A 21,564-nucleotide genomic window follows, 5' to 3' on the forward strand; every position below is an offset into this window, starting at 1 on the left:
CCTTAGCGCGTCCTTGAAACGCGGCAAAGGCGTTCGTCCCGGGTTAGGCCTCAGCATAAGGACGAACGCAAAATGTCACAGATTGACAGTTTTAAGTGCCGTAAAACCCTCATCGTGGGGGACAAGGAATATGTCTATTACAGTCTGACCGAAGCCGAGAAGAACGGCTTGGAAGGCATCTCCAAGCTGCCCTTCTCGATGAAAATCCTTCTCGAAAACCTGCTTCGCTTTGAAGACAACCGCTCGGTTTTCAGGAAAGACATTGAAAGCGTCGCCAGATGGCTCGTTGACCGCGGCAGTGCCGGCGCAGAAATCGCCTATCGTCCCGCCCGCGTCCTGATGCAGGATTTTACCGGTGTTCCAGCAGTCGTGGACCTCGCAGCGATGCGCGACGCCATGGTCAATCTCGGCGGCGATCCCGAGAAGATCAACCCGCTCGTTCCGGTCGACCTCGTCATAGACCATTCCGTCATCGTCGATGAGTTTGGCAATCCACAGGCATTCAAGCGCAACGTCGACCTCGAATATGAGCGCAATGGCGAGCGCTACCGCTTTCTGAAGTGGGGCCAGCAGGCATTCAAGAACTTCCGCGTCGTCCCCCCCGGCACCGGTATCTGCCATCAGGTTAATCTTGAATATCTGGCCCAGGCCGTATGGACCAAAGAAGAAGACGGCGTCACCGTCGCCTATCCAGACACCTGTGTGGGCACAGACTCGCACACGACAATGGTCAATGGACTTGGTGTTCTTGGCTGGGGCGTTGGTGGTATCGAAGCTGAGGCTTCCATGCTTGGCCAGCCCGTTTCCATGCTTCTGCCGGAAGTTATCGGTTTCCGCCTGACCGGCAAGGTCAAGGAAGGCGTGACGGCGACTGATCTGGTTCTCACCGTGGTGCAGATGCTGCGCAAGAAGGGCGTCGTCGGCAAGTTCGTGGAGTTCTTCGGCCCCGGCCTCGAAAGCATGACGCTGGCCGATCGCGCCACCATCGGCAATATGGGTCCGGAATATGGCGCGACCTGCGGCTTCTTCCCAATCGACCGCGAAACCATCAACTACATGCACATGTCCGGTCGGGACGAAGACCGCCTGGCCCTCGTCGAGGCCTATTCGAAGGCGCAAGGCATGTGGCGTGAACCAAATTCGGCCGATCCGGTTTTCACGGACACGCTGGAACTGGACCTCGGCACTGTCGTTCCGTCCATGGCCGGACCGAAGCGTCCGGAGGGCCGTATTGCTCTTGAGGGCATTGCATCGGGCTTCCATGAATCGCTGCAGAAGGAATACAAGAAGACCACGCAGCTCGACGCCCGATATGCAGTCGAAGGCGAGAACTACGATCTCGGCCATGGCGATGTCGCTATCGCCGCCATCACCTCCTGCACCAACACCTCGAACCCAAGTGTGCTTATTGCGGCCGGTCTTCTTGCCCGCAATGCCGTCGCGAAGGGTTTGAAATCCAAGCCGTGGGTCAAGACATCGCTCGCGCCCGGCTCGCAGGTTGTTGCCGCCTACCTCGAGAATGCCGGCCTGCAGAAGGAACTCGACAAGCTCGGCTTCAATCTCGTCGGTTTCGGTTGCACCACCTGCATCGGCAATTCCGGTCCTTTGCCGGCGCCGATCTCCAAGACCATCAATGACAAGGGCCTGATCGCTGCCGCCGTGCTGTCGGGCAACCGCAACTTCGAAGGCCGCGTGTCGCCCGATGTGCAGGCGAACTACCTGGCTTCACCCCCGCTCGTGGTTGCCTACGCGCTGGCCGGTACCGTCACCAAGGATTTGACCACCGAGCCACTTGGTGAAGATCAGAACGGCAACGCGGTATTCCTCAAGGATATCTGGCCGTCTTCGCATGAGATCCAGGAATTCATCACCAAGAACGTAACCCGCAAGCTGTTTTCGGCCAAATATGCGGACGTGTTCAAGGGCGACGAGAACTGGCAGGCCGTCAAAGTGCCAGCTGGTCAGACTTATGCCTGGGACGACCAATCGACCTATGTGCAGAACCCGCCCTATTTCGTTGGTATGGGCAAGACGCCCGGCAAGGTCGACGACATCAAGGGAGCCCGCATCCTTGGTCTGTTCGGCGACAAGATCACCACCGACCACATCTCGCCGGCCGGTTCAATCAAGGCGGCCTCGCCGGCTGGCAAGTACCTCACCGACCACGGCGTTGCTCCACTCGACTTCAACCAGTACGGCACGCGTCGCGGCAATCATGAAGTAATGATGCGGGGCACATTCGCCAATATCCGCATACGCAACCACATGCTCGGCGAGAATGGGCGCGAAGGCGGCTATACGTTCCACTATCCTTCCAAGGAAGAGATGCCGATCTACGACGCGGCCATGCAATACCGCACCGAGAACGTGCCCCTGGTGATCTTTGCCGGTGTGGAATACGGCAATGGCTCGTCACGCGACTGGGCAGCCAAGGGCACCAACCTGCTGGGTGTTCGCGCGGTAATTGCCCAGTCCTTTGAGCGCATCCACCGTTCGAACCTGGTCGGCATGGGTATTGTGCCATTCGTTCTCGAAGACGGCACAAGTTGGCAATCGCTGGGTCTGAAAGGTGACGAAATCGTCTCCATCGAAGGTCTTGCCGCGATCCAGCCGCGTCAGAAGACATTTGCCACGGTGACCTATGCCGATGGCAGCGTCAAAAAGGTTCCGTTGATCTGTCGCATCGATACGATCGACGAACTCGAGTATCTGAAGAACGGCGGCATTTTGCAGTACGTGCTGCGCGATCTCGCTGCATAAACGGCAAACTTTGCGAATAATCGAAGGCCGCCGGACAACCCCGGCGGCCTTTTGATTGGGCTGGCAGTAGAAACGTGATCGAATTCACCTCAAAGTGACTTCCTCTTGAAACCACCGGCTCCTATCAATCATCTCGCAATCATTTTGTCCGACAACAACCCCGTTCAAACTGGGAAGAAAATAGAACCCGTGCCCTTGCCCACTTTGTCCAGACGTATCTTGATCGGTGCTCCGCTTTTGGCGGCTGCCGTATATGTGCTGCCCGTCTGTGCCGAGGACGTTGGCAAAAAACCGGATGGTGTCGTTGAACTCTATACCTCGCAGGGTTGTGGATCGTGTCCTCCAGCTGACGCGGTGCTGAAGGAACTTGCCACGGAAGGCAAGGTCGTAGCACTCGCGTTTCACGTTGATTATTGGGACTACCGTGGCTGGACCGACAACCTTGCTCTGCCAGAAAACACCGACCGCCAGAACGCCTACCGCACGGCTCTGGGTCTAAACGGGATCTATACTCCTCAGGTAATTCTGAATGGCCGCGAACACATGAACGGTCAGGATGGACGGAAGATTCGCAGACGCATCGCGGAAATGCGGGACACTCCAAGCGGCCTGATTGTCCCTGTCTCGATAGAGAAAGCAGCGCCTGATCGCTTGCTGATAGATATTGGCTCGGGTCCCAGCGCGACAAACCCCGTTCGGGTTTTGCTCGCCTACTTCAACCGGGAAAGCATCGTTGCAATTCCGGATGGCGAGAATGTCGGGCGCAAGGTCAGTTATGCCAACAGCGTGCGAGCGATGGAAACAGTTGGCATGTGGGACGGCAAGGCCCAAAAGATCGAAATTCCTTTGAGCGAACTCGCCAGCAAAAAGGCCACGGGGTGCGCCGTGCTTCTTCAGGAGATGCTTGGCGAAGGTAAACCAGGACCGATCATCGGCGCATCGATCATGGCTGCAAAGCCTTAGTTCCGATGTGTCCGTTCCAACAAAAACAGGCCGGATAAATCCGGCCTGAGATATTGGGGCATGTTGCCTTTCAGGGAGACTGATTGGTTCGGCCCAAACAACCCGTTGGGCGGGGGGCTTGGGGTATCGGACTGTCAAGACCGAACCGTCTCAGACAACATGTGAGGATGTTGGGTTTCGAATCGGGCGGCAATGCGAACAGAAAATGGCGAGAATGTGTCAGATCATCACCATTGGAAACAGGCCGTATTGCTTCGTGAGAACGCAGAGAAAGCAGTTCGTAACCGGCCGGAGATGACCACGAAATTGACTCCGGACTTGTAAATTTACGCAGATGAGGTCACCTTTACGTCATCCAGGTGTCACACGGCAATTTTCAGAGGCGGATGATTGATGGACAGCAATGCAGGTGGCGACGAATCGCAACATCAGGCAAAACTCGTTTCACTTGTCCGCACCAGCGAACTACCCGTCACCTTCAATCGGCGCGAGCTTGATCAAATCCTGCGAATATATGGGTTTATGGTTTCTGCGGGAGAATGGCGCGATTACGCCATCGACCATTTGATGGATCGTGCAGTGTTTTCGATTTTTCGCAGAACCAGCGAAGTTCCAATGTTTCGGGTAGAGAAGAACCCAAGGCTGGCACGCAAGCAAGGGCTCTACAGCGTCATAGCCGCTAGCGGCCTCATTCTCAAACGCGGACATGAACTCGACCGCGTTCTCAAAATATTCGACAAGAGTTTAAGCGTCGTACGCAGCTAAGTGCCCGCACTCCCTTTCAAAGGTGGTCTGCCGGGCAGCGTTTGCGAACCACCGTTCATGTCGAGCTGCATCAGGACTGTATCCAGCCAGCGTCCGTGCTTGAAGCCTGAACCTTTGATGGTTCCTGAGTGTTTGAATCCGGCTCTGGCGTGCAGTCGCACAGAGGCAGAATTGTCGTGGCCATCACCGATCACGGCAATGAACTGACGAAACCCAAGGGCGGTACAGTCGACGACCAGTTGCCTCAGCAGTGCCTTGCCGAGACCCTTTCCCTTGGCTTCGGGTGCGATATAGATCGAGTCCTCAACCGTCCACCAATAGGCTGGCCTGGTCCTGAAATAACTTGCATAGGCATAGCCGATCACCGTCCCATCAAGTTCCCCAACGATATAAGGAAATCCGCCGGTCGTGATCGCGTGAAACCGCCGGGTCATCTCCTCCTGGTCAGGTGGGTCGATTTCGTAAGTCGCTGTTCCGTGGAGGACGGCATCGCGATAGATTTCGGTGATGGGGCCAAGATCGGCTGGCTGCGCCGGACGAATATGAATCTGGGACATGGAGTTTCACAAGCAGAGGATAATCTTGCCAATGTCATGCACGTCTTCGCCGCGAATTTGAAGGGGTGCCGTATCGAAAATGCCATCACTATGGCTGGGCAATTTGCCGATCAAAAGAAAAGGGCAGCGTTTCCGCTGCCCGATTCCCAGTTCACGTCACAATCGAATTATTCGCGGTTGCCCAGGAACTGCAGCAGGAACATGAACATGTTGATGAAGTCGAGGTAGAGCCGCAGCGCGCCCATGATCGCCTTGCGGCCATAGGTGTCCGAGGCATCGCCTTCGTAGTACATCTCCTTGATGTTCTGCGTGTCATAAGCGGTAAGACCCGCAAAGACCAGAACACCGATCGCGGAGATGGCGAACTGCAACGCGCTCGACGCAAGAAAAATATTGACTACAGAAGCAAGAATGATGCCGATCAGGCCCATGAACAGGAACGAGCCCATTCCGGATAGATCACGCTTTGTAGTGTAGCCATATAGCGACAACGCGCCGAACGATGCAGCCGTGATGAAGAACGTCTGAACAATGCTTCCGGATGTATAAACGAGGAAGATCGACGACAGCGAAGCACCAACAAGGGCTGCATAAACCCAGAAGGTAGTTTGAGCTGCCGATACCGACATCTTTTCGATACGAAAACTCAGGAAGAACACTGCGGCAAGCGGTGCGAGCATCACGAGCCATTTCAACGGCGATGTGTAGAAGACAACGCCGAAGCTGGTCAGCATCTTGCCGTTCGGCAGTGTCGCTGCGGCCAGAGAAGGATCATTCGTGGTCGTGAGATAAACGAGTGCAAGAGCAGCAAGACCGGTCACTGCAAGACCGATCCCCATCAGATTGTAGACTTTGAGCATGTAGCTGCGCAGACCCTGATCGATCCCCGCGTCCACACGCACTCCGGCCGATGTACGGGCCTGGATGTTGCGATAGTCAGCCATGATTAACCTCATTTGCTTCGTCCCGTCGGGTGTCGGGTTTATTCCCCAGGCGCCGCTGGCGGGACCCCAGCATGCCTTGGGACAAATTATGGGGATTCAGTGGCCTCATAACAAGACCTTATTCACTCAAGAATACGTGTATCGCGGCCAAAAGGCGATGAATTGCTCAAAAATTACACTTTTTTAACGATTTCAGAGGTTTCGCAGGACCGGAGCGGCCTTCTGACCGAGGATTCGCCATGTACCCGCAAGTCCAAATCCGACGGTCAGAACCAGAGCCACAATCACTGTCATGACCGCGACTTCCGGCTGAAAATATGGCGGCAATGTCATAACCCGTACAATCACGTACCACGCCGCGACGCCACCCGCCATGAGCGCAAATATCGCCGTCGAAAGGCCAAGGAGCATGTATTCGAGCGTGAACGCTTTGATCAGCGTGCGTCTCGTCGCGCCCAGCGTTTTCAACACGACTGCGTCATGCACACGGGCCCGATTGCCCGCTGCTAGCGCACCGCCCAGTACAAGTATTGAGGCAATCAGCGCGACCGATGCAGCCGCACGGATCGCCACGGCCAATTGACCGACAAGTTCATTGGCGATGGTGATCGCGTCCTTGACGCGAACCGTCGTTACTGCAGGGAAGGTTCGGGTCACCTCGCGCATAACAGTTGCCTCCTCTTGTGGAGTCGAAGCACTATCTGTCAAAGTCGCCAGCCAGGCATGCGGTGCCCCTGCGAACGTATTGGGGGAAAATACCATGACGAAATTGATGGCCAGCGATTCCCATTGCAGTTGGCGCAAATTGGCGATGCGTGCGGTGACGTTTCGGCCAAGCACGTTCACCGTCACCGTATCGCCAATCTTGAGACCAAGATTACCAGCCTCTTCCGCCGAGAACGATACAAGCGGCTCGCCGGTATAGTTCGCCGGCCACCAACTGCCTTGCGTCAGCGCCGAATTTTCAGGAACGCTTTTGGCGTAGGTAATGCCCCGATCGCCACGCAGCACCCACGCGCCTTCGGGAGAAATGGTCATCTTGCTGATATCGGTGCCGTTGAACGCGACTATGCGGCCGCGCAGCATCGGCGCGCTGACGATTTTGCCGTTGGGCGCCGCCTTTTGCACAAGATCGGTAAACTGGTCCACCTGCTTGCTCTGGATGTCCACGAAGAAGAAGTTCGGGGCCCGTTCGGGCAGGTTGCCGGCCAGCTGCTGGCGCAGACTGCCATCAATAAGCCCAAGCGTAACGAGGAGCGTCAACCCCAACCCGAGCGACAGCACGACTGACGGCGTGAGTGCACCGGGTCGGTGGATATTGCCAATGGCGAGCCTCAGCGCGGTCGAGCGAACCCGTGGCGCACGCCGCGCCAACCACTGAACCAGGCTCGAAACTGCGCGCAAAACCAGAAATGAAAAAATCACCGCACCGATGAAGATTGTGGCGATCCTTCGGTCATAGGCGAAAAATACCGCAAGCAGGCAAAGAATGGCGATCAGCGCGACCGCAACAACGATGTAGAAGGTCTTTGGCCACCCCCTTTGTTCAAATCCCTGTTCGCGGAAGAGCGCCGTTGCCGGGACATCCCTGGCGCGCCCGAGTGGCAGGATTGCAAAGCTCAGTGTTGTCAAAAGTCCAAACAGGGCCGCCCACGATAATGCGCCAGGGTAGAATCCGCCCTTGGCCGCAATAGGCAGGACATTTTGCAACGCATAACCCGCCGCATAAGGAATGATGGCGGCGATCACGAGGCCGAGAAGTATCCCAATCAGGGCGATGATCAAGATCTGAATCAGATAGACAGCTATGACAAACCAGCCCGGTGCCCCGAGTGATTTGAAGGTTGCTATGACGCCGCGCTTGCCATCGAGATAGGCTCTGACGGCATTGGCAACACCGACACCGCCAACGATGAGTGCGGTAAGCCCCACCAGCGTGAGGAATTGGGAGAACCGCTCGATATTGGCGCTGAGCGATGGCGCTGCATTGGTCCGGCTGCGTATCGTCCAGCCAGCTTCGGGAAACATTTGCCGGGCTTCGTCGCGGATCGCCGTGATGGTGGCTTCGCTCGCCTGTACGGGCAGCGCGATCTTGTAGCTATGGTCGACCAGACTTCCCGGTTGAACCAGTCCTGCGGCAGCAAGGCCGTCCAGCGATACCATGAAACGTGGCGCAAAGCCGAAACCATCGGACAGTAGATCCGGCTCATTGGTGATGACGGAACGCAGCTCGAACGTCGCCGAGCCCATCAGAACGCGGTCACCGAGCTTGAGATTGAGACGGTCCAGAAAAATTTGCGCCACGGCCGCGCCGAAAACACCGTCTTTTTCAGCAAATAGCGTATTGTGATCAAATGCGGGTGTTGTTTCCAGCCTGCCATAGAGCGGATAGGCATTATCCACTGCCTTCACCTCTACCAGCGACTGGTCGGAGCCATCGGCAAGTCTTGCCATCGAACGCATGTTGGCACTCACGGCGACTTTACCCTTGCCGGCCAGGAATGCTCGCTCTCCGGGTGTGACTTCACGCTGGTTCAGTTGAAAGCGGATGTCTCCCCCAAGAATACTCTGTCCTTGTGCGGAAATGCCTGCAGTAACGGCATTGGCCACGGAATTGACGCCGCCGATGGCGGCGACACCCAGAGCGATGCACGCAAGAAATACATAGAAGCCGGACAACCCGCTGCGCATTTCGCGCAACGCAAAACGCAGAGCCAATTTAAGTGATGGTGACGTCCGGGTGGAAAGCAGCTCGCTCATGCGGTTTTCGCCAGCTCTCGGGCAGCTTCGTCTGTTTCGATCAAACCTGATCGCACACGAACTTCCCGGTCGCAACGTGCTGCAAGCGTAGCATCATGCGTAACCAGGACGAGGGTAAGTCCAAGTTCCTTTTGTTTTTCGAAGAGGAGGTCGGTGATTTGACGACCCGTCGCTGTGTCAAGGTTCCCGGTTGGCTCATCAGCAATGAGGATTTTTGGCGAAGGCGCTAGCGCTCGGGCAATTGCCACCCGCTGCTGTTCGCCCCCGGAGAGTTCGCCCGGATAATGGGTCACGCGGTCAGCAAGTCCGACTGCTGCGAGTACCCGTTCAGCAATGGCAAAAGCATCCGGATTGCCCGCAAGTTCCAGCGGAACGGCAACATTTTCGAGCGCAGTCATATTGGGAATGAGGTGAAAGGACTGAAAGACGATGCCTATATTCTTGCCGCGAAACGCGGCAGCAGCATCCTCATCCATAGTCTCGAGCCTCTCGCCGGCAATCTGTACGGATCCGGAATCCACGCGCTCCAGACCGGCAAGCACCATCAGCAACGTGGATTTGCCGGAGCCAGACGGCCCCACAATACCGACGGACTGTCCGGAGTTGATGTTGAGCGAGATACCTTTCAGCACGTGTACCGAGGAAGGCCCGCTGCCCAGTGTCAACTCAATGTGATCAAGTGCGATGACAGATTTAGTCACGAGATGACTTCCTTTGCGATATGGTCGACACCAATTATGGTTGCAGCTGGTCTGATATGGGTACCCGAGAATGAGATTCAAACCATTGATACAAATACTGGTTTCACTTGGTCTTGTTGCCTTGCCGTCGCTGGCTTTGGCCAATCAAAATGCCGTGTCCGGCCACCCGCTGGCAGTGGTGGGTTTCGGTGACAGCCTGATGTCAGGCTTCGAGCTGCCCGTTCAGGACTCCTTCACTGCGCAACTTGAAAAGGCTCTGAAAGACAAGGGTGTCAATGTCACGATCGCCAATGCCGGAGTGGCCGGCGAGACGACGACTGATGGTCTTTCCCGCCTCGAATGGTCGATTCCGGATGGAACAGACCTCGTCATTCTCGAATTCGGTGCCAATGATGCGTTGCGCGGCATCTCACCGCAAATTAGCGAGAAAAACCTCGCTGACATTATTGAAAAGCTGAAACAGCGCAACGTACAGGTTATTCTCGCAGGCATGCTCGCACCGCCAAACATGGGCGGTGACTACGAAAAAAAATTCAACGCGATTTTTCCGAGACTGGCTGCAAAATATAACGTGCCGCTTTATCCGTTCTTCATGGAAGGTGTCGCTACCGAAAAGTCACTGCAGCTTGAGGATGGGATGCATCCCAACGCCAAGGGCGTCGCTAAAATGGTCGAAGGATTTATGCCTGTCATCGAAAAAGCCATCGCCGAGTCCAGCATTGCGACTGGCGCAGCGCAGTAAGCAATCATCCCGGATTGCAGCCACGCGGCTGTCCAAATACAGCCGCTATGATGCTTACGCATTAAGCGTGTCTAATTTGTCGCGCCAGAAGATAATCTGAACTAATGCCTTGCTCCCAGACTCATTCAATGATTCTCTAGAGTTACAACTCGATTCGGGGAGGATGCCTTATGCCGCGTCTCTTTACTGCCCTCGAAATCCCGAGGGACGCCGCTCTCTCACTATCGCTTTTGCGCGGTGGTTTGCCCGGTGCCCGATGGATTGATGTCGAAAACTATCACATCACATTGCGCTTTATCGGCGACGTCGAAGGCCATGTCGCCGATGAGGTAGCCAATGCGCTCGATCGTATCCGGCGGCCAGAATTCACCCTCAAGCTTTCTGGCGTCAATGCATTCGGTTCGAAAAAGCCGCACAGCATCTTTGCCGGCATCTCGCCATCGCCGGATATTCAAGCGCTGCAGTCCGAGATCGAACGTATATGTCAGCGCCTGATGCTGCCCGCAGATCCGCGCAAATTCACACCACACGTGACGTTGGCCCGGTTGCGCAACGTTCGTAATGAAGAGGTCGCGCACTATCTGTCGTCGCGTGGCAACTTCTCAACGGCACCGTTTACGATTGGACGGTTTGTGCTGATGTCGTCGCGCGATTCAATCGGTGGCGGACCTTACATCGTCGAGGAAGCCTGGCCACTGGAGGCGCCGCGCTCTTCCTATCAGAACGCCTTCGAAAGACCCGTTGAAGCTGCCAGAATCATTCGGTAGACCCGCTCGAAATCGCCATTCGTGCCGTAATAGGGATCGGGGATATCGAGGGTTGCGCCGGACGCGATCCCGTAGAAGAGCCCTATTTGAGCGCGTGCATTCAGCGGCCGGCGCGCTTCGATTGCTGCAACGTTGGTGCGGTCCATGCCGGCGATCAAATCAAAGCGCGTATAGTCGTCTGCTGTTAGTTGGCGGCAGCGTTGACTCGAAATGTCAATTCCGTACTTGCCTGCGACCGCGATTGACCGCGGATCCGGAGGTTCGTCCGTGTGATAGCCATTCGTACCAGCGGAATCGATGAGAATGCCCTCGCCCTTGCCCTCCGCTACGAGAAATGCCCTGAACACGCCTTCGGCCAACGGCGAACGGCAGATATTGCCAAGACAAACGAAGAGAACAGAGCGAAACGGGTGGTTTTTCATGAGTACAGCTTGATTGGGGACGAGCAGCGCGGGTAACCACACCATCGTATGCAACGAAATCTTTGATGGGCAATGTCACAGCAATTTGATCGAAAGTCTTGCACCCCGTCAAAGTCCTTCCCATGTTGTCACGGAATAGGTTGAAGGAATGAGAATGGACGACGTGAAGATCGGTGAAATTCTTGAGCCAGGGAGCGATGATCAGCGCCGTTCCCGCGAGGAACGCGTTCGCGCGCGTTTTTGGAAAACCGTTCGCAAGGCCGCAAAGGCCGTGCCGTTTCTGGAAGAGGTCGTAGCCGGGTATTTTTGCGCTCTTGACCCGGCAACGCCAACGAAGGTGCGGGGGATTCTCTTGGCTTCCCTCGCCTATTTCGTGGTGCCGCTGGATTTTATTCCCGACATTATCCTCGGCCTTGGCTTTACCGACGACGTCGCCGTCTTGATGGCGGCACTGACAGCAATCCGCACTAATATTACGCCAGCACATCGGGCGGCCGCCAGGAAAGCGCTCGAGGATTTGGATCGGGGTGGTTCGCTTGGCGATTGATATCGGCACCATCACAAGCTTGTGATAGCGTCAAACGTCAAAGTCTCGCCGCTTTTGGCTGGCTGGAGTTTGCGAATGAAACTTCGAGCGGAATGTGCCCCCGTCATGGCTCTGAAAATCGCTTTTTTGACCCTGTCTTCACCGTTTGGTAACCCAGATTAAGTCAAATTAAGAGAAAGCGAACTGGACAGTGCGGCATCTGGATTTTCTCCGGGCCATTGCCGGTTCACGAGTTATGAAGTGAACGAAAGAAACTGGTAGGTAATATGTTTGGAAAATCAATTGTAGCGATGTCTGTGCTCATCCTTGGGCTGACAGGAACAGCTCTTGCCCAAACCCCAAGTCAAATCAGCCAGTTCAACGCTTGGGGTGCCTACAGCTATCAGCAGGGCAAGGGGAAAGTATGCTACGTCCTCTCGGTTCCGGTGGACAAGCAGCCGGCCAAGATTGACCATGGCGATAATTTTTTCATGGTAAGCCAGAAGCCGGGTCAAAATGTCAGCTTCGAGCCACAATTCAAAGCAGGGTACGACCTGCAGGAAAATTCGAAAGTAGTCGTGACCATCGATGATCGCACTTTCTCGATGTTCACCAATGGCAGCCATGGCTGGATGGAAAATGCCGCTGAAGAACCGCAGCTTGTTGCCGCTCTCCGCTCCGGTCAAAAAATGACGATCAATGCGGTTTCGAAGCGCGGGACGAAGACGAGTTATGGCTATTCACTGAAAGGTGTATCGGCTGCATTGAAAGCAATTGCGACCTGCAAGTAGTCACATTCTGCTCTCGTGTTTGAGAAGCCGGACAGGGTGTGTCCGGCTTTTGCGCTTGTGGAGGTGACGTGCGCGCCGGAACGTGATATGAGCCGCGCTTCCGATAAGAACGTTAGAAAACCCCATGTCCGTATCGCTTGACCTGACACCTCCTGTTGCCCGGGACCAATCCCGTGACGCATTCCTCGCTTCGATGAAGGAAGTGCCTTCACTGATTGGCTTGTCGCGCGCGGAAATGGGCGAGGCCCTCATCGCCATTGGTGTACCAGAGCGGCAAGTAAAGATGCGGGTCGCTCAGCTCTGGCACTGGCTCTATGTGCGAGGTGTATCTGATTTCGCCGACATGTTGAACATTTCGCGTGACATGCGCGAACTGCTTGCCCGTCATTTTAATGTGGCGCGCCCGGAAATCGTTGAAGAACAGATTTCCAATGACGGTACGCGCAAATGGCTTTTCCGCTTTCCGCCACGCGGAGCTGGAAGGCCGGTGGAGATCGAGACTGTATACATTCCCGAGGAAGGTCGCGGTACGCTGTGTATCTCCAGCCAAGTCGGTTGCACCCTCACATGCTCCTTTTGCCATACCGGAACCCAGAAGCTGGTTCGCAATTTGACTGCGGAAGAGATTCTGTCCCAATTGCTGATTGCGCGCGATCGTCTCGGCGATTTTCCCGATAGAAATACACCTGATGGCGCCATCGTTCCGGCCGAAGGCCGTAAGGTTTCCAATATTGTCATGATGGGCATGGGCGAGCCCCTCTACAATTTCGAGAATGTGAAAAAAGCGCTGCTGATCGCCTCCGACGGCGACGGGCTCTCACTATCCAAGCGGCGGATTACGCTTTCGACTTCCGGTGTCGTACCGGAGATTTATCGTACGGGTGAGGAGATCGGCGTCATGCTGGCAATCTCGTTGCATGCGGTAAACGACGACTTGCGCGATATGCTGGTACCGATCAATAAGAAGTATCCGCTGAAGGAACTGCTCGACGCATGCCGCGCCTATCCGAGCTTATCCAACTCGAAGCGCATTACTTTTGAGTATGTAATGCTCAAAGGCGTCAACGACTCGCTCGCGGATGCGAAGGAACTGGTGCGGCTTCTGAGGGGCATCCCGGCCAAAATAAACCTGATCCCGTTTAATCCGTGGCCCGGCGTCAACTACCAATGCTCCGATTGGGAGCAAATCGAGAAATTCGCAGACTACGTCAACAATGCCGGCTATGCCTCGCCAATCCGCACACCGCGCGGTCGCGATATCCTGGCGGCTTGCGGTCAGTTGAAGTCGGAATCGGAGCGCATGAAAAAGACGGAGCGTCTGGCATTCGAAGCCGCCATGATTGCCGGGCACGGCGAAGATTGAGCCAGCTCCTGCATTATCTATTCCGGTTTGCGCTGATCATTTTTGGATTTATTTGTGCCATTGTTGCGGCCTCGATATTCCTCAATATGCTGCTCATCGGCGGCTCTGAGTGGATTGGTGATGAGGGCCCATTCCTCTATATGACCGTTCCGGCATTTGCCGTGGTCATCGGGTACAGCGTTTTCATTCCTGCCGCTGTCCTGATCCTCTATGCCGAGCTCACGAGCTGGCGTGACTGGCTGTTTTACGCCCTTGGCGGCGCGGGTACGGCTGTATTCGTTATCGTCTGGAAATGGCGGCCGCAAACGGAAGACATCAGTACCTTCGCAGCTATTCTTGCCACCGGTGTTGTCGGCGGTTTCGTCTACTGGCTAATTTCGGGACGCAGCGCGGGTCTGATCGTGCAACGTCCCGACGACCGGGAAGGCTAGGATAGGCTACTTCGCCTGTGCCATCAGGATCTTTGCCGCAAACGCCGAGAACACCCCGGCGAACAGCCAGTCGGTGATACGCGTCACGGTTGGATTCTTCTTGAGCAATTTTGAGAATGTGTCAGCTGCGATAATCATTGGCGCAACCACAGGAAGCGCCAAGGGGATGAATAGCACACCAAGGAAGAACAGCTTGCCCGGAGCATGAGGATCACTCGCCGATACGAATTGCGGCAGAAACGTCATAAAGAACAGGATGATCTTCGGATTCAGAAGGTTTATCCCGAATCCGGTCAGCCAGTTCTGCAGCAGTGTGTGCGATTGCCCTGCTTGCTTTTCCGGTGAGAACGCTGATCCATTGCGAATGGCCTGATAGGCAAGCCAGACAAGATAAGCCGCCCCCACTATCTTCAGCGCAAAAAACGCACTCGGTGAAGCCACAATGAGCGCCGATAGGCCAACGGCAACCATCGTCGTGTGCACGACAATGCCGCTACTCGCGCCCGCAAGACACGCAAAACCCGCCGCCTTTCCTTCCGACAGAGCCCTGCCGACAAAAAGCGTCATATCGGGCCCCGGCGTAATAGACAATACGAAGGTCGCGATAGCGAACTGCAGTATAATCGGCCAATCTGGGATGAAGTTCATTGTGGGCTCCGTCTGAAACTGCCGAAACCTAACGCGAAAGCTCGAACTTGGCCATCCGGTTTCAGCAAGGACAGAACACCGCAGGCAAAATCTCGCGTCCCACAAGTCGTATTCCCGGGCATAACCTGGCAGAGCGAAGTTCTTACCAGCCGATTCTATCCGGCCTAAGACGGTCCGGCGCAATTTTCAGGCCCGCCTCCACTCAATCTTGTTACAATTGCATCTTTACGTTGGGGATAGCCATTGATACGGATATGAAGCCGAACGACAGGGACAGATGCCATAGATAACTGATGTTTCAGAATGATACCGCCACGATAGCGGCCGATCATCCGGGCCTTCGATACGATAGGATATCGAGAACCAAACTGGTTGTTTTTCTTGCCTTGGCGTTCATTGTCGGCCTCTTGCCGCTTTGCTCAAGCCTCGTTCTACATTTCCCCGACGAGCGCTACTACTCCAATGGCGCAGTGATAATGATCCAAAGCGGCGATTACCTCACCCCGCACACTGCTGAGGGTGATGTGCGGCTGAAAAAGCCGCCCTTCACCTACTGGATGAGCCTCGCTGGCATGAAGATTTTTGGCATCTCCGTGCTCGGCTCACGGTTCTTCTGGCTGATCGGTGGCGCCACAATCCTTTTCGCGACATTCCATTTCACCCACATGCTGTCCCGCAGTGACCAAACGGCATTGCTCGCTGCCGCGATGCTTGCCTGCAATTTTGTTTTCCTGCGCGCAAGCATCAACGCAATTCCAGATCTACCGCTGACATTGTTCATGCTTTTGAGCTTCATCGGGTTCACTTGCCTCCTCTTCCGCCAAGATCGCCAAACCTATTACGGCCTGCTTGCATATGGCGGTACCGGGTTGGCCGTTCTCACCAAGGGCCTGCTGCCGCTGGCCATGGTGACCTATGTCGTTGCTTTTAGCGTTGGCTTACCTTCAATGCGCCAGCGTGCGCGCCGGCTTTGGGTCCCCGTGGCAATATTGCCTTCGTTCATGCTGTCCGGTGCATGGTTTGTTTATCAATCTTTCACCGCATCACGGGAACTCGCCTCGGACTTTGTCGGTGACCAGATTTCCGAAAAAGTTACCTTCGGCATAAGCAACTTTCTGGACGGTATGGGTGACAATGTCGCCGGGCTGTTTCTACCTGTTGTTCTGTGGCTTATCATGCTCCTTGTCGGCAGCAGGACGAGCGGCAAGCGTCCAAATTTGAGTTCGGTTGAAGCCGCCCCATTCATCGCCGGCTGGATCACTAGCGTTGCCATCATATTTGCCCTCGCAGAATATACGTCTCACCGCTATGTCATGCCCGTCGTACCGCTGGTATGCGTACTTCTGGCATGCGCGCTGCAAAGCGTTATGGACCAAAGGTCCGACAATCTGCTGCGGGTAGTTTTGCGTTTGTGCATAATCCTGACTGCCTGCGTGCTGGCAGTAGTTCTAATAATTGGATTGCTCCTTCTCTCACCGGTCATCATTGTTGGTCTCACGATAGCAACGTTCATGGGACTGGCTGCTCTCTGGCTCTCGAGCAGCAACGCCAGGACTGACCAACTGGTGTTGTGTTTCGCGCTTCTACTGCTTGGAGGCGTATTTATCGCCACGCCGATCCTGAGCGGCCTCCTGTTGCCGGACATTGGTGAAGCTCTGGCTGCGAAGGCAACCTCTCTCCACCTGCCTGAAAATGAAGTTTTATTCATTGGCTCTCACCTTGATGCGGCAAAAGTCCGTCTGCATACAAATCGCGAAACGCCCTTCAAGCAGACGCGCCATTTTCCTGCGGCCGGGATAGCTCCGGAAATCAAGTTGGTGATGACCAACGAGAAATCGGTCGCAGACACGCTCGGCACACAAGGATTCTCCGTCGAAGAGGTTGTCGCCGGCTGGCGTCGTGTCCAATGGCAACCCTTCATTGCTGCGCTCAAATCTCGTCAACTGATCGAGGCGCGCAAGCGGTATGGTCAGCATGGCTGGATCGGAACTCGAAAATAGCCAAGCGCGCTATCGTTCGTTGCAAGGCAAAACTTGCCAACATCGCACCAACTGCTAAAAGACCCGCAACAGATGCCTATCGCGCCTCATGGCGGTCAATATTCAGGGAAATACAATGAACAAGTGGAAAGACGTCAAGAAAGTCGTGCTGGCCTACTCGGGCGGTCTCGATACATCGATCATCCTGAAATGGCTGCAGACGGAACTCGGCGCCGAAGTCGTGACTTTCACCGCCGACCTTGGCCAGGGCGAGGAACTCGAGCCGGCGCGCAAGAAAGCTGAGATGCTTGGCATCAAGGAAATTTATATCGAGGACGTGCGCGAAGAATTCGTGCGTGACTTTGTTTTCCCGATGTTCCGCGCCAATGCTGTCTACGAGGGTGTCTATCTGCTCGGCACTTCCATCGCCCGCCCGCTGATTTCCAAGCATCTCGTGGAGATTGCTGCCCGCACTGGCGCTGATGCCATCTCCCATGGTGCGACCGGCAAGGGCAACGATCAGGTGCGCTTCGAACTATCTGCCTACGCGCTCAATCCCGATATCAAGGTAATCGCCCCTTGGCGCGACTGGACCTTCAAATCCCGCACGGATCTGCTGGAATTTGCTCGCGAGCATCAGATCCCGATCGCCAAGGACAAGCTCGGTGAAGCGCCGTTCTCGGTCGATGCCAACCTTCTGCACTCGTCGTCCGAAGGCAAGGTTCTTGAGGATCCGTGGCAGGAAGCGCCGGAATATGTGCACCAGCGCACCATCTCACCGATGGATGCGCCCGACAAGGTGACGGAAATCGAGATCGCCTTTGAGAAGGGCGATGCAGTCGCCATCGACGGCAAGCCGCTTTCACCGGCAACGCTGCTAAAGACACTCAATGATCTGGGCCGTGACAATGGCATCGGACGTCTTGATCTGGTTGAGAACCGTTTCGTCGGCATGAAATCACGCGGTGTCTATGAAACACCGGGCGGCACGATTCTCTTGGCCGCGCACCGTGCCATGGAATCAGTCACTCTCGATCGCGGTGCGGCTCATTTGAAGGATGAATTCATGCCACGTTACGCTGAGCTCATCTATAACGGCTTCTGGTTCTCGCCGGAGCGCGAAATGCTTCAGGCGATGATCGACAAGAGCCAGGAAGATGTCGAAGGCACCGTTCGTTTGAAGCTCTACAAGGGCAATGTCATGGTGTCCGGCCGCAAATCGAAGAAGTCACTCTATTCCGATGCGCTTGTAACCTTCGAGGATGACCGCGGCGCCTACGACCAAAAGGATGCAGCCGGGTTTATTCGCCTCAACGCATTGCGCTTGCGCACACTTGCTGCCCGCAAGCGCAACAGCTGATAGTTCTCAACGCAATAGAGCGGGGCCCTGCCCCGCCTTTTGTTTCGCGCCGGAGACATACTTTATCGCCCCTCCCGCTTGTGGCCATCGCATCGCCGTCCTAGATGTTAGAACCAAGCTATTCTTGCCATATGACGGAGCGCCCCATGTCCTCGACAAAACCGGCCATCAATCCCGCACTGACCGAATGGACTGGCCCTCTGGGATTGCCAGATTTCACAGCTTTCAACGACGATGATTTCGCTGACGTCTTCGACGCGGCTCTCACGTCTGATCTGGCAGATATCGAAGCGATTGTGACTCATCACGAGGCCCCGACAATCGAGAATACGCTGAAGGCATTACAACTCTCAGGCAAGGCCCTTGACCGTGTTTCGGCAATTTTCTGGCTGAGGGCCGGAGCCCACACCAATGACAAGATCCAGGCGCTGGAACGGGTCATTGCCCCCAAGATGTCACGGCATTCTTCATCGATCATGATGAATCCGCTGCTCTTCGCCCGCATCGACTCTCTCTACCAACAGCGCGACCTGCTCGGTCTCGACCCTGAAACCGACCGCGTGCTGGAGAAAACGTGGAAAGGTTTTGTGCGCAGCGGTGCAAGGCTGGATGTCCAAGGCAAGGCGCGGCTTGCCGACATCAATGAGAGACTTGCAAGTCTTGGAGCGCAATTCGGTCAGAATGTCCTGAAGGATGAGGCCGACTGGGCGCTGTTCATTACGGATGAAACGGAATTGGCCGGCCTGCCAAACTTCGTGCGCGACGCGATGCGCGGCGCGGCCGAGGAGCGCGACCGTGCTGATGCATGGGCGGTTACGCTGTCGCGTTCGATCATCGAGCCCTTTCTGTCCTTTTCCCAAAACCGCGCCTTGCGCGAGAAGGCCTTCAGGGCGTGGGCAGCGCGCGGCGAGAATGGCGGTGAAACGGACAATACCCGCATCGTTGCCGAGATGGTGAAGTTGCGCGCCGAGAAGGCCGGGCTTTTGGGTTATCAGAGTTTTGCTGCCTATAAGCTCGACGATACGATGGCCAAAACACCAAAAGCAGTCATGGACCTGCTGGAACCAGTATGGGACAAAGCGCGATCACGCGCCGCCGAAGAAGAAATCGACCTGCAACGGCTCATTGCTGGTGAAGGCCACAACCACAAGGTTGAGCCATGGGACTGGCGGTACTACGCTGAAAAGCTGCGCAATGAGCGCTTTGCCTTCGATGAGACCGAGTTGAAGCCCTATCTGCAGTTGGAGATGATCATCGAGGCCTGCTTCGATGTCGCCACACGCCTGTTCGGTATCCGTTTCGAAGAGAAAACCGGCATCCCGACTTGGCATCCTGATGTGCGCGTCTGGGAAGTCCTTAATCCGGATGGCAGCAAGCGGGGTCTCTTCCTTGGCGACTATTTCAATCGTCAATCGAAACGCTCGGGCGCCTGGATGAGCGCCTTGCAATCGCAGCACAAGCTCGACGGCGAACACAAGCCAATCATTTATAACGTCATGAATTTCGCCAAGCCACCCAAGGGCGAACCCGCTTTGCTTTCGCTCGATGGCGCGCGAACACTGTTTCACGAATTCGGCCACGCGTTGCATGGGCTTTTGTCGGACGTCACCTGGCCCGCTATTTCCGGCACGTCGGTATCGCGCGACTTTGTCGAACTGCCATCGCAGCTTTACGAGCATTGGTTGACCGTACCGGCCATCCTGGAAAAGTATGCCATCCACTACCGCACGGGCGAAGCCATGCCGAAGGCGCTACTCGACAAGGTGCTTGCAGCGAACACGTTCAATGCAGGGTTCAATACGGTGGAGTTCACCTCTTCCGCATTGGTGGACATGGCGTTCCATGCTGACGGCACACCCCCAGCCGATCCGATCAAGTTCGAAGCGGAAACATTGAAACAGTTGGGGATGCCGGATGCGATCATCATGCGTCACCGCACGCCGCATTTCACGCATGTGTTCTCCGGCGATGGTTATTCGGCCGGCTACTATTCCTATATGTGGTCGGAAGTACTCGATGCGGATGCCTTCAAGGCATTTGAGGAAACCGGCGATGTTTTCAACGCCGATCTCGCGGCAAAGCTGAAGCAGTATATCTATTCGGCGGGAGGAAGCCGTGATCCGGAAGAGCTTTACAAGGCTTTCCGCGGCAAGATGCCCACGCCCGATGCAATGATCGAGAAACGTGGGCTTGCTTGAGCCAGATCAGGCTTTGGCGAAGGCCAGCAAATCTTCGTTGAGCTGGTCCTTGTGGGTCGTCGCAAGACCATGCGGAGCGCCCGGATAGACCTTCAGTGTGGCATTCTTGACAAGCTTGACCGCTTTGCGGGCGGCATCGTCAATCGGCACGATCTGGTCGTCATCGCCGTGGATGAACAATGTCGGCACGTCAATTTTCTTGAGGTCTTCAGTGAAGTCGGTTTCCGAGAACGCCTTGATGCAGAAATAGGAAGCTGGCATCCCTGCCATCATACCCTGCAGCCAGAAGGAATCCCTGACACCTTCAGAGGCTTTTGCACCGGGCCGATTGTAGCTATAGAACGGCAATGACAGATCCTTGAAGAACTGCGAGCGGTCCGCGATGACACCGTCGCGGATGCCATTGAAGACATCGATCGGCAGGCCTTCCGGATTGGCGTCGGTCTTCAGCATCAACGGCGGGACGGCGCCGACCAGCACCGCTTTGGCGACTCGTTTCGTGCCATGACGACCGATATAGCGCGCCACTTCGCCACCGCCCGTCGAATGACCAATCATGATTGCGTTCTTCAGATCGAGCTGTTCAAACAGCTCTGCCAGATCGTCGGCGTATTGGTCCATGTCATTGCCGTTCCACGGCTGACTCGAACGCCCATGGCCGCGGCGGTCATGGGCGATTGCCCGGTAGCCATGCGACGCCAGAAAGAACATCTGGTCTTCCCAGGCATCAGCAGTGAGCGGCCAGCCATGGCTGAAGACGACCGGCTGTCCCTTGCCCCAATCCTTGTAATAGATCTCGGTTCCGTCTTTTGTCGTGATCGTGGTCATCGCATTGTGTCCTTTCACTGGTTGGCTGGATTTTGATGTCTTGGGTGTCTGCGCCGCCA

19 protein-coding genes are annotated in these 21,564 nt (G+C 55.6%); 12 read left to right on the forward strand and 7 right to left on the reverse strand.

The window, feature by feature from the left end:
* Nucleotides 1-72 precede the first annotated feature (72 nt).
* The 3 genes from acnA (at nucleotide 73) to CU103_RS01475 (ending at nucleotide 4,488) form a co-directional block, all read left to right on the forward strand.
* On the forward strand, nucleotides 73-2,760 hold the full coding sequence (acnA, locus tag CU103_RS01465; RefSeq protein ID WP_106662141.1) for an aconitate hydratase AcnA: 2,688 nt from the start codon (nucleotides 73-75) through the stop codon (nucleotides 2,758-2,760).
* Between the two features lie 189 nt (nucleotides 2,761-2,949).
* Entirely contained in the window at nucleotides 2,950-3,723 is a 774-nt protein-coding gene (locus tag CU103_RS01470) for a DUF1223 domain-containing protein (RefSeq protein WP_245448534.1), read from the forward strand.
* Nucleotides 3,724-4,116: 393 nt separating this feature from the next.
* On the forward strand, nucleotides 4,117-4,488 hold the full coding sequence (locus tag CU103_RS01475; RefSeq protein WP_106662142.1) for a DUF2794 domain-containing protein: 372 nt from the start codon (nucleotides 4,117-4,119) through the stop codon (nucleotides 4,486-4,488).
* On the opposite strand, the gene CU103_RS01480 is transcribed toward CU103_RS01475, so the two are convergent.
* From CU103_RS01480 to CU103_RS01500, 4 genes are all read right to left on the reverse strand, one after another.
* Nucleotides 4,485-5,045 (reverse strand): GNAT family N-acetyltransferase, encoded by a 561-nt coding sequence (locus tag CU103_RS01480; RefSeq protein ID WP_106662143.1) that lies wholly within the window; start codon nucleotides 5,043-5,045, stop codon nucleotides 4,485-4,487. The two genes, CU103_RS01475 and CU103_RS01480, sit on opposite strands and share 4 nt — an antisense overlap.
* Before the next feature lie 167 nt (nucleotides 5,046-5,212).
* Nucleotides 5,213-5,989: a Bax inhibitor-1/YccA family protein gene (locus CU103_RS01485; protein WP_106662144.1), complete on the reverse strand. Its 777-nt coding sequence runs from the start codon at nucleotides 5,987-5,989 to the stop codon at nucleotides 5,213-5,215.
* Between the two features lie 192 nt (nucleotides 5,990-6,181).
* Nucleotides 6,182-8,749 carry an ABC transporter permease gene (locus CU103_RS01495; protein WP_106662146.1) on the reverse strand — a complete coding sequence of 856 codons (2,568 nt, stop codon included), beginning with the start codon at nucleotides 8,747-8,749 and terminating at the stop codon, nucleotides 6,182-6,184.
* Nucleotides 8,746-9,450, reverse strand: a complete 705-nt coding sequence (locus CU103_RS01500) for an ABC transporter ATP-binding protein (protein ID WP_106662147.1) — start codon at nucleotides 9,448-9,450, stop codon at nucleotides 8,746-8,748. Before CU103_RS01500 ends, CU103_RS01495 begins: the two co-directional genes overlap by 4 nt.
* 70 nt (nucleotides 9,451-9,520) lie before the next feature.
* On the opposite strand from CU103_RS01500, the gene CU103_RS01505 reads away from it, so the two are divergent.
* Together CU103_RS01505 and thpR are read left to right on the forward strand one after the other, a co-directional pair.
* Nucleotides 9,521-10,192: an arylesterase gene (locus tag CU103_RS01505; protein ID WP_106662148.1), complete on the forward strand. Its 672-nt coding sequence runs from the start codon at nucleotides 9,521-9,523 to the stop codon at nucleotides 10,190-10,192.
* A gap of 170 nt (nucleotides 10,193-10,362) precedes the next feature.
* Nucleotides 10,363-10,959, forward strand: coding sequence for an RNA 2',3'-cyclic phosphodiesterase (gene thpR, locus CU103_RS01510; RefSeq protein ID WP_106662149.1), 597 nt, complete (start codon nucleotides 10,363-10,365; stop codon nucleotides 10,957-10,959).
* On the opposite strand, the gene CU103_RS01515 is transcribed toward thpR, so the two are convergent.
* Complete coding sequence (locus CU103_RS01515; protein WP_106662150.1) at nucleotides 10,911-11,381, reverse strand: low molecular weight protein-tyrosine-phosphatase; 471 nt, start codon at nucleotides 11,379-11,381, stop codon at nucleotides 10,911-10,913. The two genes, thpR and CU103_RS01515, sit on opposite strands and share 49 nt — an antisense overlap.
* A 154-nt stretch (nucleotides 11,382-11,535) precedes the next feature.
* Between CU103_RS01515 and CU103_RS01520 the strand changes: the two genes are divergently transcribed.
* From CU103_RS01520 to CU103_RS01535, 4 genes are all read left to right on the forward strand, one after another.
* Nucleotides 11,536-11,928: a YkvA family protein gene (locus tag CU103_RS01520; protein WP_106662151.1), complete on the forward strand. Its 393-nt coding sequence runs from the start codon at nucleotides 11,536-11,538 to the stop codon at nucleotides 11,926-11,928.
* A 266-nt stretch (nucleotides 11,929-12,194) separates the two neighbouring features.
* Entirely contained in the window at nucleotides 12,195-12,698 is a 504-nt protein-coding gene (locus CU103_RS01525; RefSeq protein WP_106662152.1) for an invasion associated locus B family protein, read from the forward strand.
* Between the two features lie 124 nt (nucleotides 12,699-12,822).
* Entirely contained in the window at nucleotides 12,823-14,061 is a 1,239-nt protein-coding gene (gene rlmN, locus CU103_RS01530; protein ID WP_106662153.1) for a dual-specificity RNA methyltransferase RlmN, read from the forward strand.
* Entirely contained in the window at nucleotides 14,058-14,492 is a 435-nt protein-coding gene (locus CU103_RS01535) for a hypothetical protein (protein WP_106662154.1), read from the forward strand. The genes rlmN and CU103_RS01535 overlap by 4 nt, the downstream gene beginning before the upstream one ends.
* Nucleotides 14,493-14,498: 6 nt before the next feature.
* Here the strand turns inward: CU103_RS01535 and CU103_RS01540 are convergent, their stop codons facing one another.
* The gene (locus CU103_RS01540) at nucleotides 14,499-15,140 is read right to left on the reverse strand and encodes a LysE family translocator (protein ID WP_106662155.1); all 642 of its coding nucleotides are present in this window, start codon (nucleotides 15,138-15,140) and stop codon (nucleotides 14,499-14,501) included.
* Between the two features lie 293 nt (nucleotides 15,141-15,433).
* On the opposite strand from CU103_RS01540, the gene CU103_RS01545 reads away from it, so the two are divergent.
* The 3 genes from CU103_RS01545 to CU103_RS01555 all read left to right on the forward strand — a co-directional run bounded on the left by CU103_RS01545 (nucleotide 15,434) and on the right by CU103_RS01555 (nucleotide 20,677).
* Entirely contained in the window at nucleotides 15,434-17,140 is a 1,707-nt protein-coding gene (locus tag CU103_RS01545) for an ArnT family glycosyltransferase (protein WP_106662156.1), read from the forward strand.
* Nucleotides 17,141-17,255: 115 nt separating this feature from the next.
* Nucleotides 17,256-18,479, forward strand: a complete 1,224-nt coding sequence (locus CU103_RS01550; RefSeq protein WP_106662157.1) for an argininosuccinate synthase — start codon at nucleotides 17,256-17,258, stop codon at nucleotides 18,477-18,479.
* Between the two features lie 146 nt (nucleotides 18,480-18,625).
* Entirely contained in the window at nucleotides 18,626-20,677 is a 2,052-nt protein-coding gene (locus CU103_RS01555) for a M3 family metallopeptidase (RefSeq protein ID WP_106662158.1), read from the forward strand.
* A 6-nt stretch (nucleotides 20,678-20,683) separates the two neighbouring features.
* On the opposite strand, the gene CU103_RS01560 is transcribed toward CU103_RS01555, so the two are convergent.
* Nucleotides 20,684-21,505: an alpha/beta fold hydrolase gene (locus CU103_RS01560; protein ID WP_106662159.1), complete on the reverse strand. Its 822-nt coding sequence runs from the start codon at nucleotides 21,503-21,505 to the stop codon at nucleotides 20,684-20,686.
* Nucleotides 21,506-21,564 lie beyond the last annotated feature (59 nt).

Source organism: Phyllobacterium sophorae (assembly GCF_003010965.1).
Taxonomy (GTDB): domain Bacteria; phylum Pseudomonadota; class Alphaproteobacteria; order Rhizobiales; family Rhizobiaceae; genus Phyllobacterium; species Phyllobacterium sophorae.

Excerpts from the sequence above, each read along its gene's own strand:
- CU103_RS01495 (WP_106662146.1), bottom strand. The coding sequence starts at position 8,749 with ATGAGCGAGCTGCTTTCCACCCGGACGTCACCATCACTTAAATTGGCT.
- CU103_RS01555 (WP_106662158.1), top strand. The coding sequence starts at position 18,626 with ATGTCCTCGACAAAACCGGCCATCAATCCCGCACTGACCGAATGGACT.
- CU103_RS01475 (WP_106662142.1), top strand. The coding sequence starts at position 4,117 with ATGGACAGCAATGCAGGTGGCGACGAATCGCAACATCAGGCAAAACTC.
- CU103_RS01485 (WP_106662144.1), bottom strand. The coding sequence starts at position 5,989 with ATGGCTGACTATCGCAACATCCAGGCCCGTACATCGGCCGGAGTGCGT.
- CU103_RS01550 (WP_106662157.1), top strand. The coding sequence starts at position 17,256 with ATGAACAAGTGGAAAGACGTCAAGAAAGTCGTGCTGGCCTACTCGGGC.
- CU103_RS01540 (WP_106662155.1), bottom strand. The coding sequence starts at position 15,140 with ATGAACTTCATCCCAGATTGGCCGATTATACTGCAGTTCGCTATCGCG.
- CU103_RS01520 (WP_106662151.1), top strand. The coding sequence starts at position 11,536 with ATGGACGACGTGAAGATCGGTGAAATTCTTGAGCCAGGGAGCGATGAT.
- CU103_RS01545 (WP_106662156.1), top strand. The coding sequence starts at position 15,434 with ATGTTTCAGAATGATACCGCCACGATAGCGGCCGATCATCCGGGCCTT.
- CU103_RS01505 (WP_106662148.1), top strand. The coding sequence starts at position 9,521 with ATGAGATTCAAACCATTGATACAAATACTGGTTTCACTTGGTCTTGTT.
- CU103_RS01525 (WP_106662152.1), top strand. The coding sequence starts at position 12,195 with ATGTTTGGAAAATCAATTGTAGCGATGTCTGTGCTCATCCTTGGGCTG.
- rlmN (WP_106662153.1), top strand. The coding sequence starts at position 12,823 with ATGTCCGTATCGCTTGACCTGACACCTCCTGTTGCCCGGGACCAATCC.
- thpR (WP_106662149.1), top strand. The coding sequence starts at position 10,363 with ATGCCGCGTCTCTTTACTGCCCTCGAAATCCCGAGGGACGCCGCTCTC.
- acnA (WP_106662141.1), top strand. The coding sequence starts at position 73 with ATGTCACAGATTGACAGTTTTAAGTGCCGTAAAACCCTCATCGTGGGG.
- CU103_RS01480 (WP_106662143.1), bottom strand. The coding sequence starts at position 5,045 with ATGTCCCAGATTCATATTCGTCCGGCGCAGCCAGCCGATCTTGGCCCC.
- CU103_RS01515 (WP_106662150.1), bottom strand. The coding sequence starts at position 11,381 with ATGAAAAACCACCCGTTTCGCTCTGTTCTCTTCGTTTGTCTTGGCAAT.
- CU103_RS01560 (WP_106662159.1), bottom strand. The coding sequence starts at position 21,505 with ATGACCACGATCACGACAAAAGACGGAACCGAGATCTATTACAAGGAT.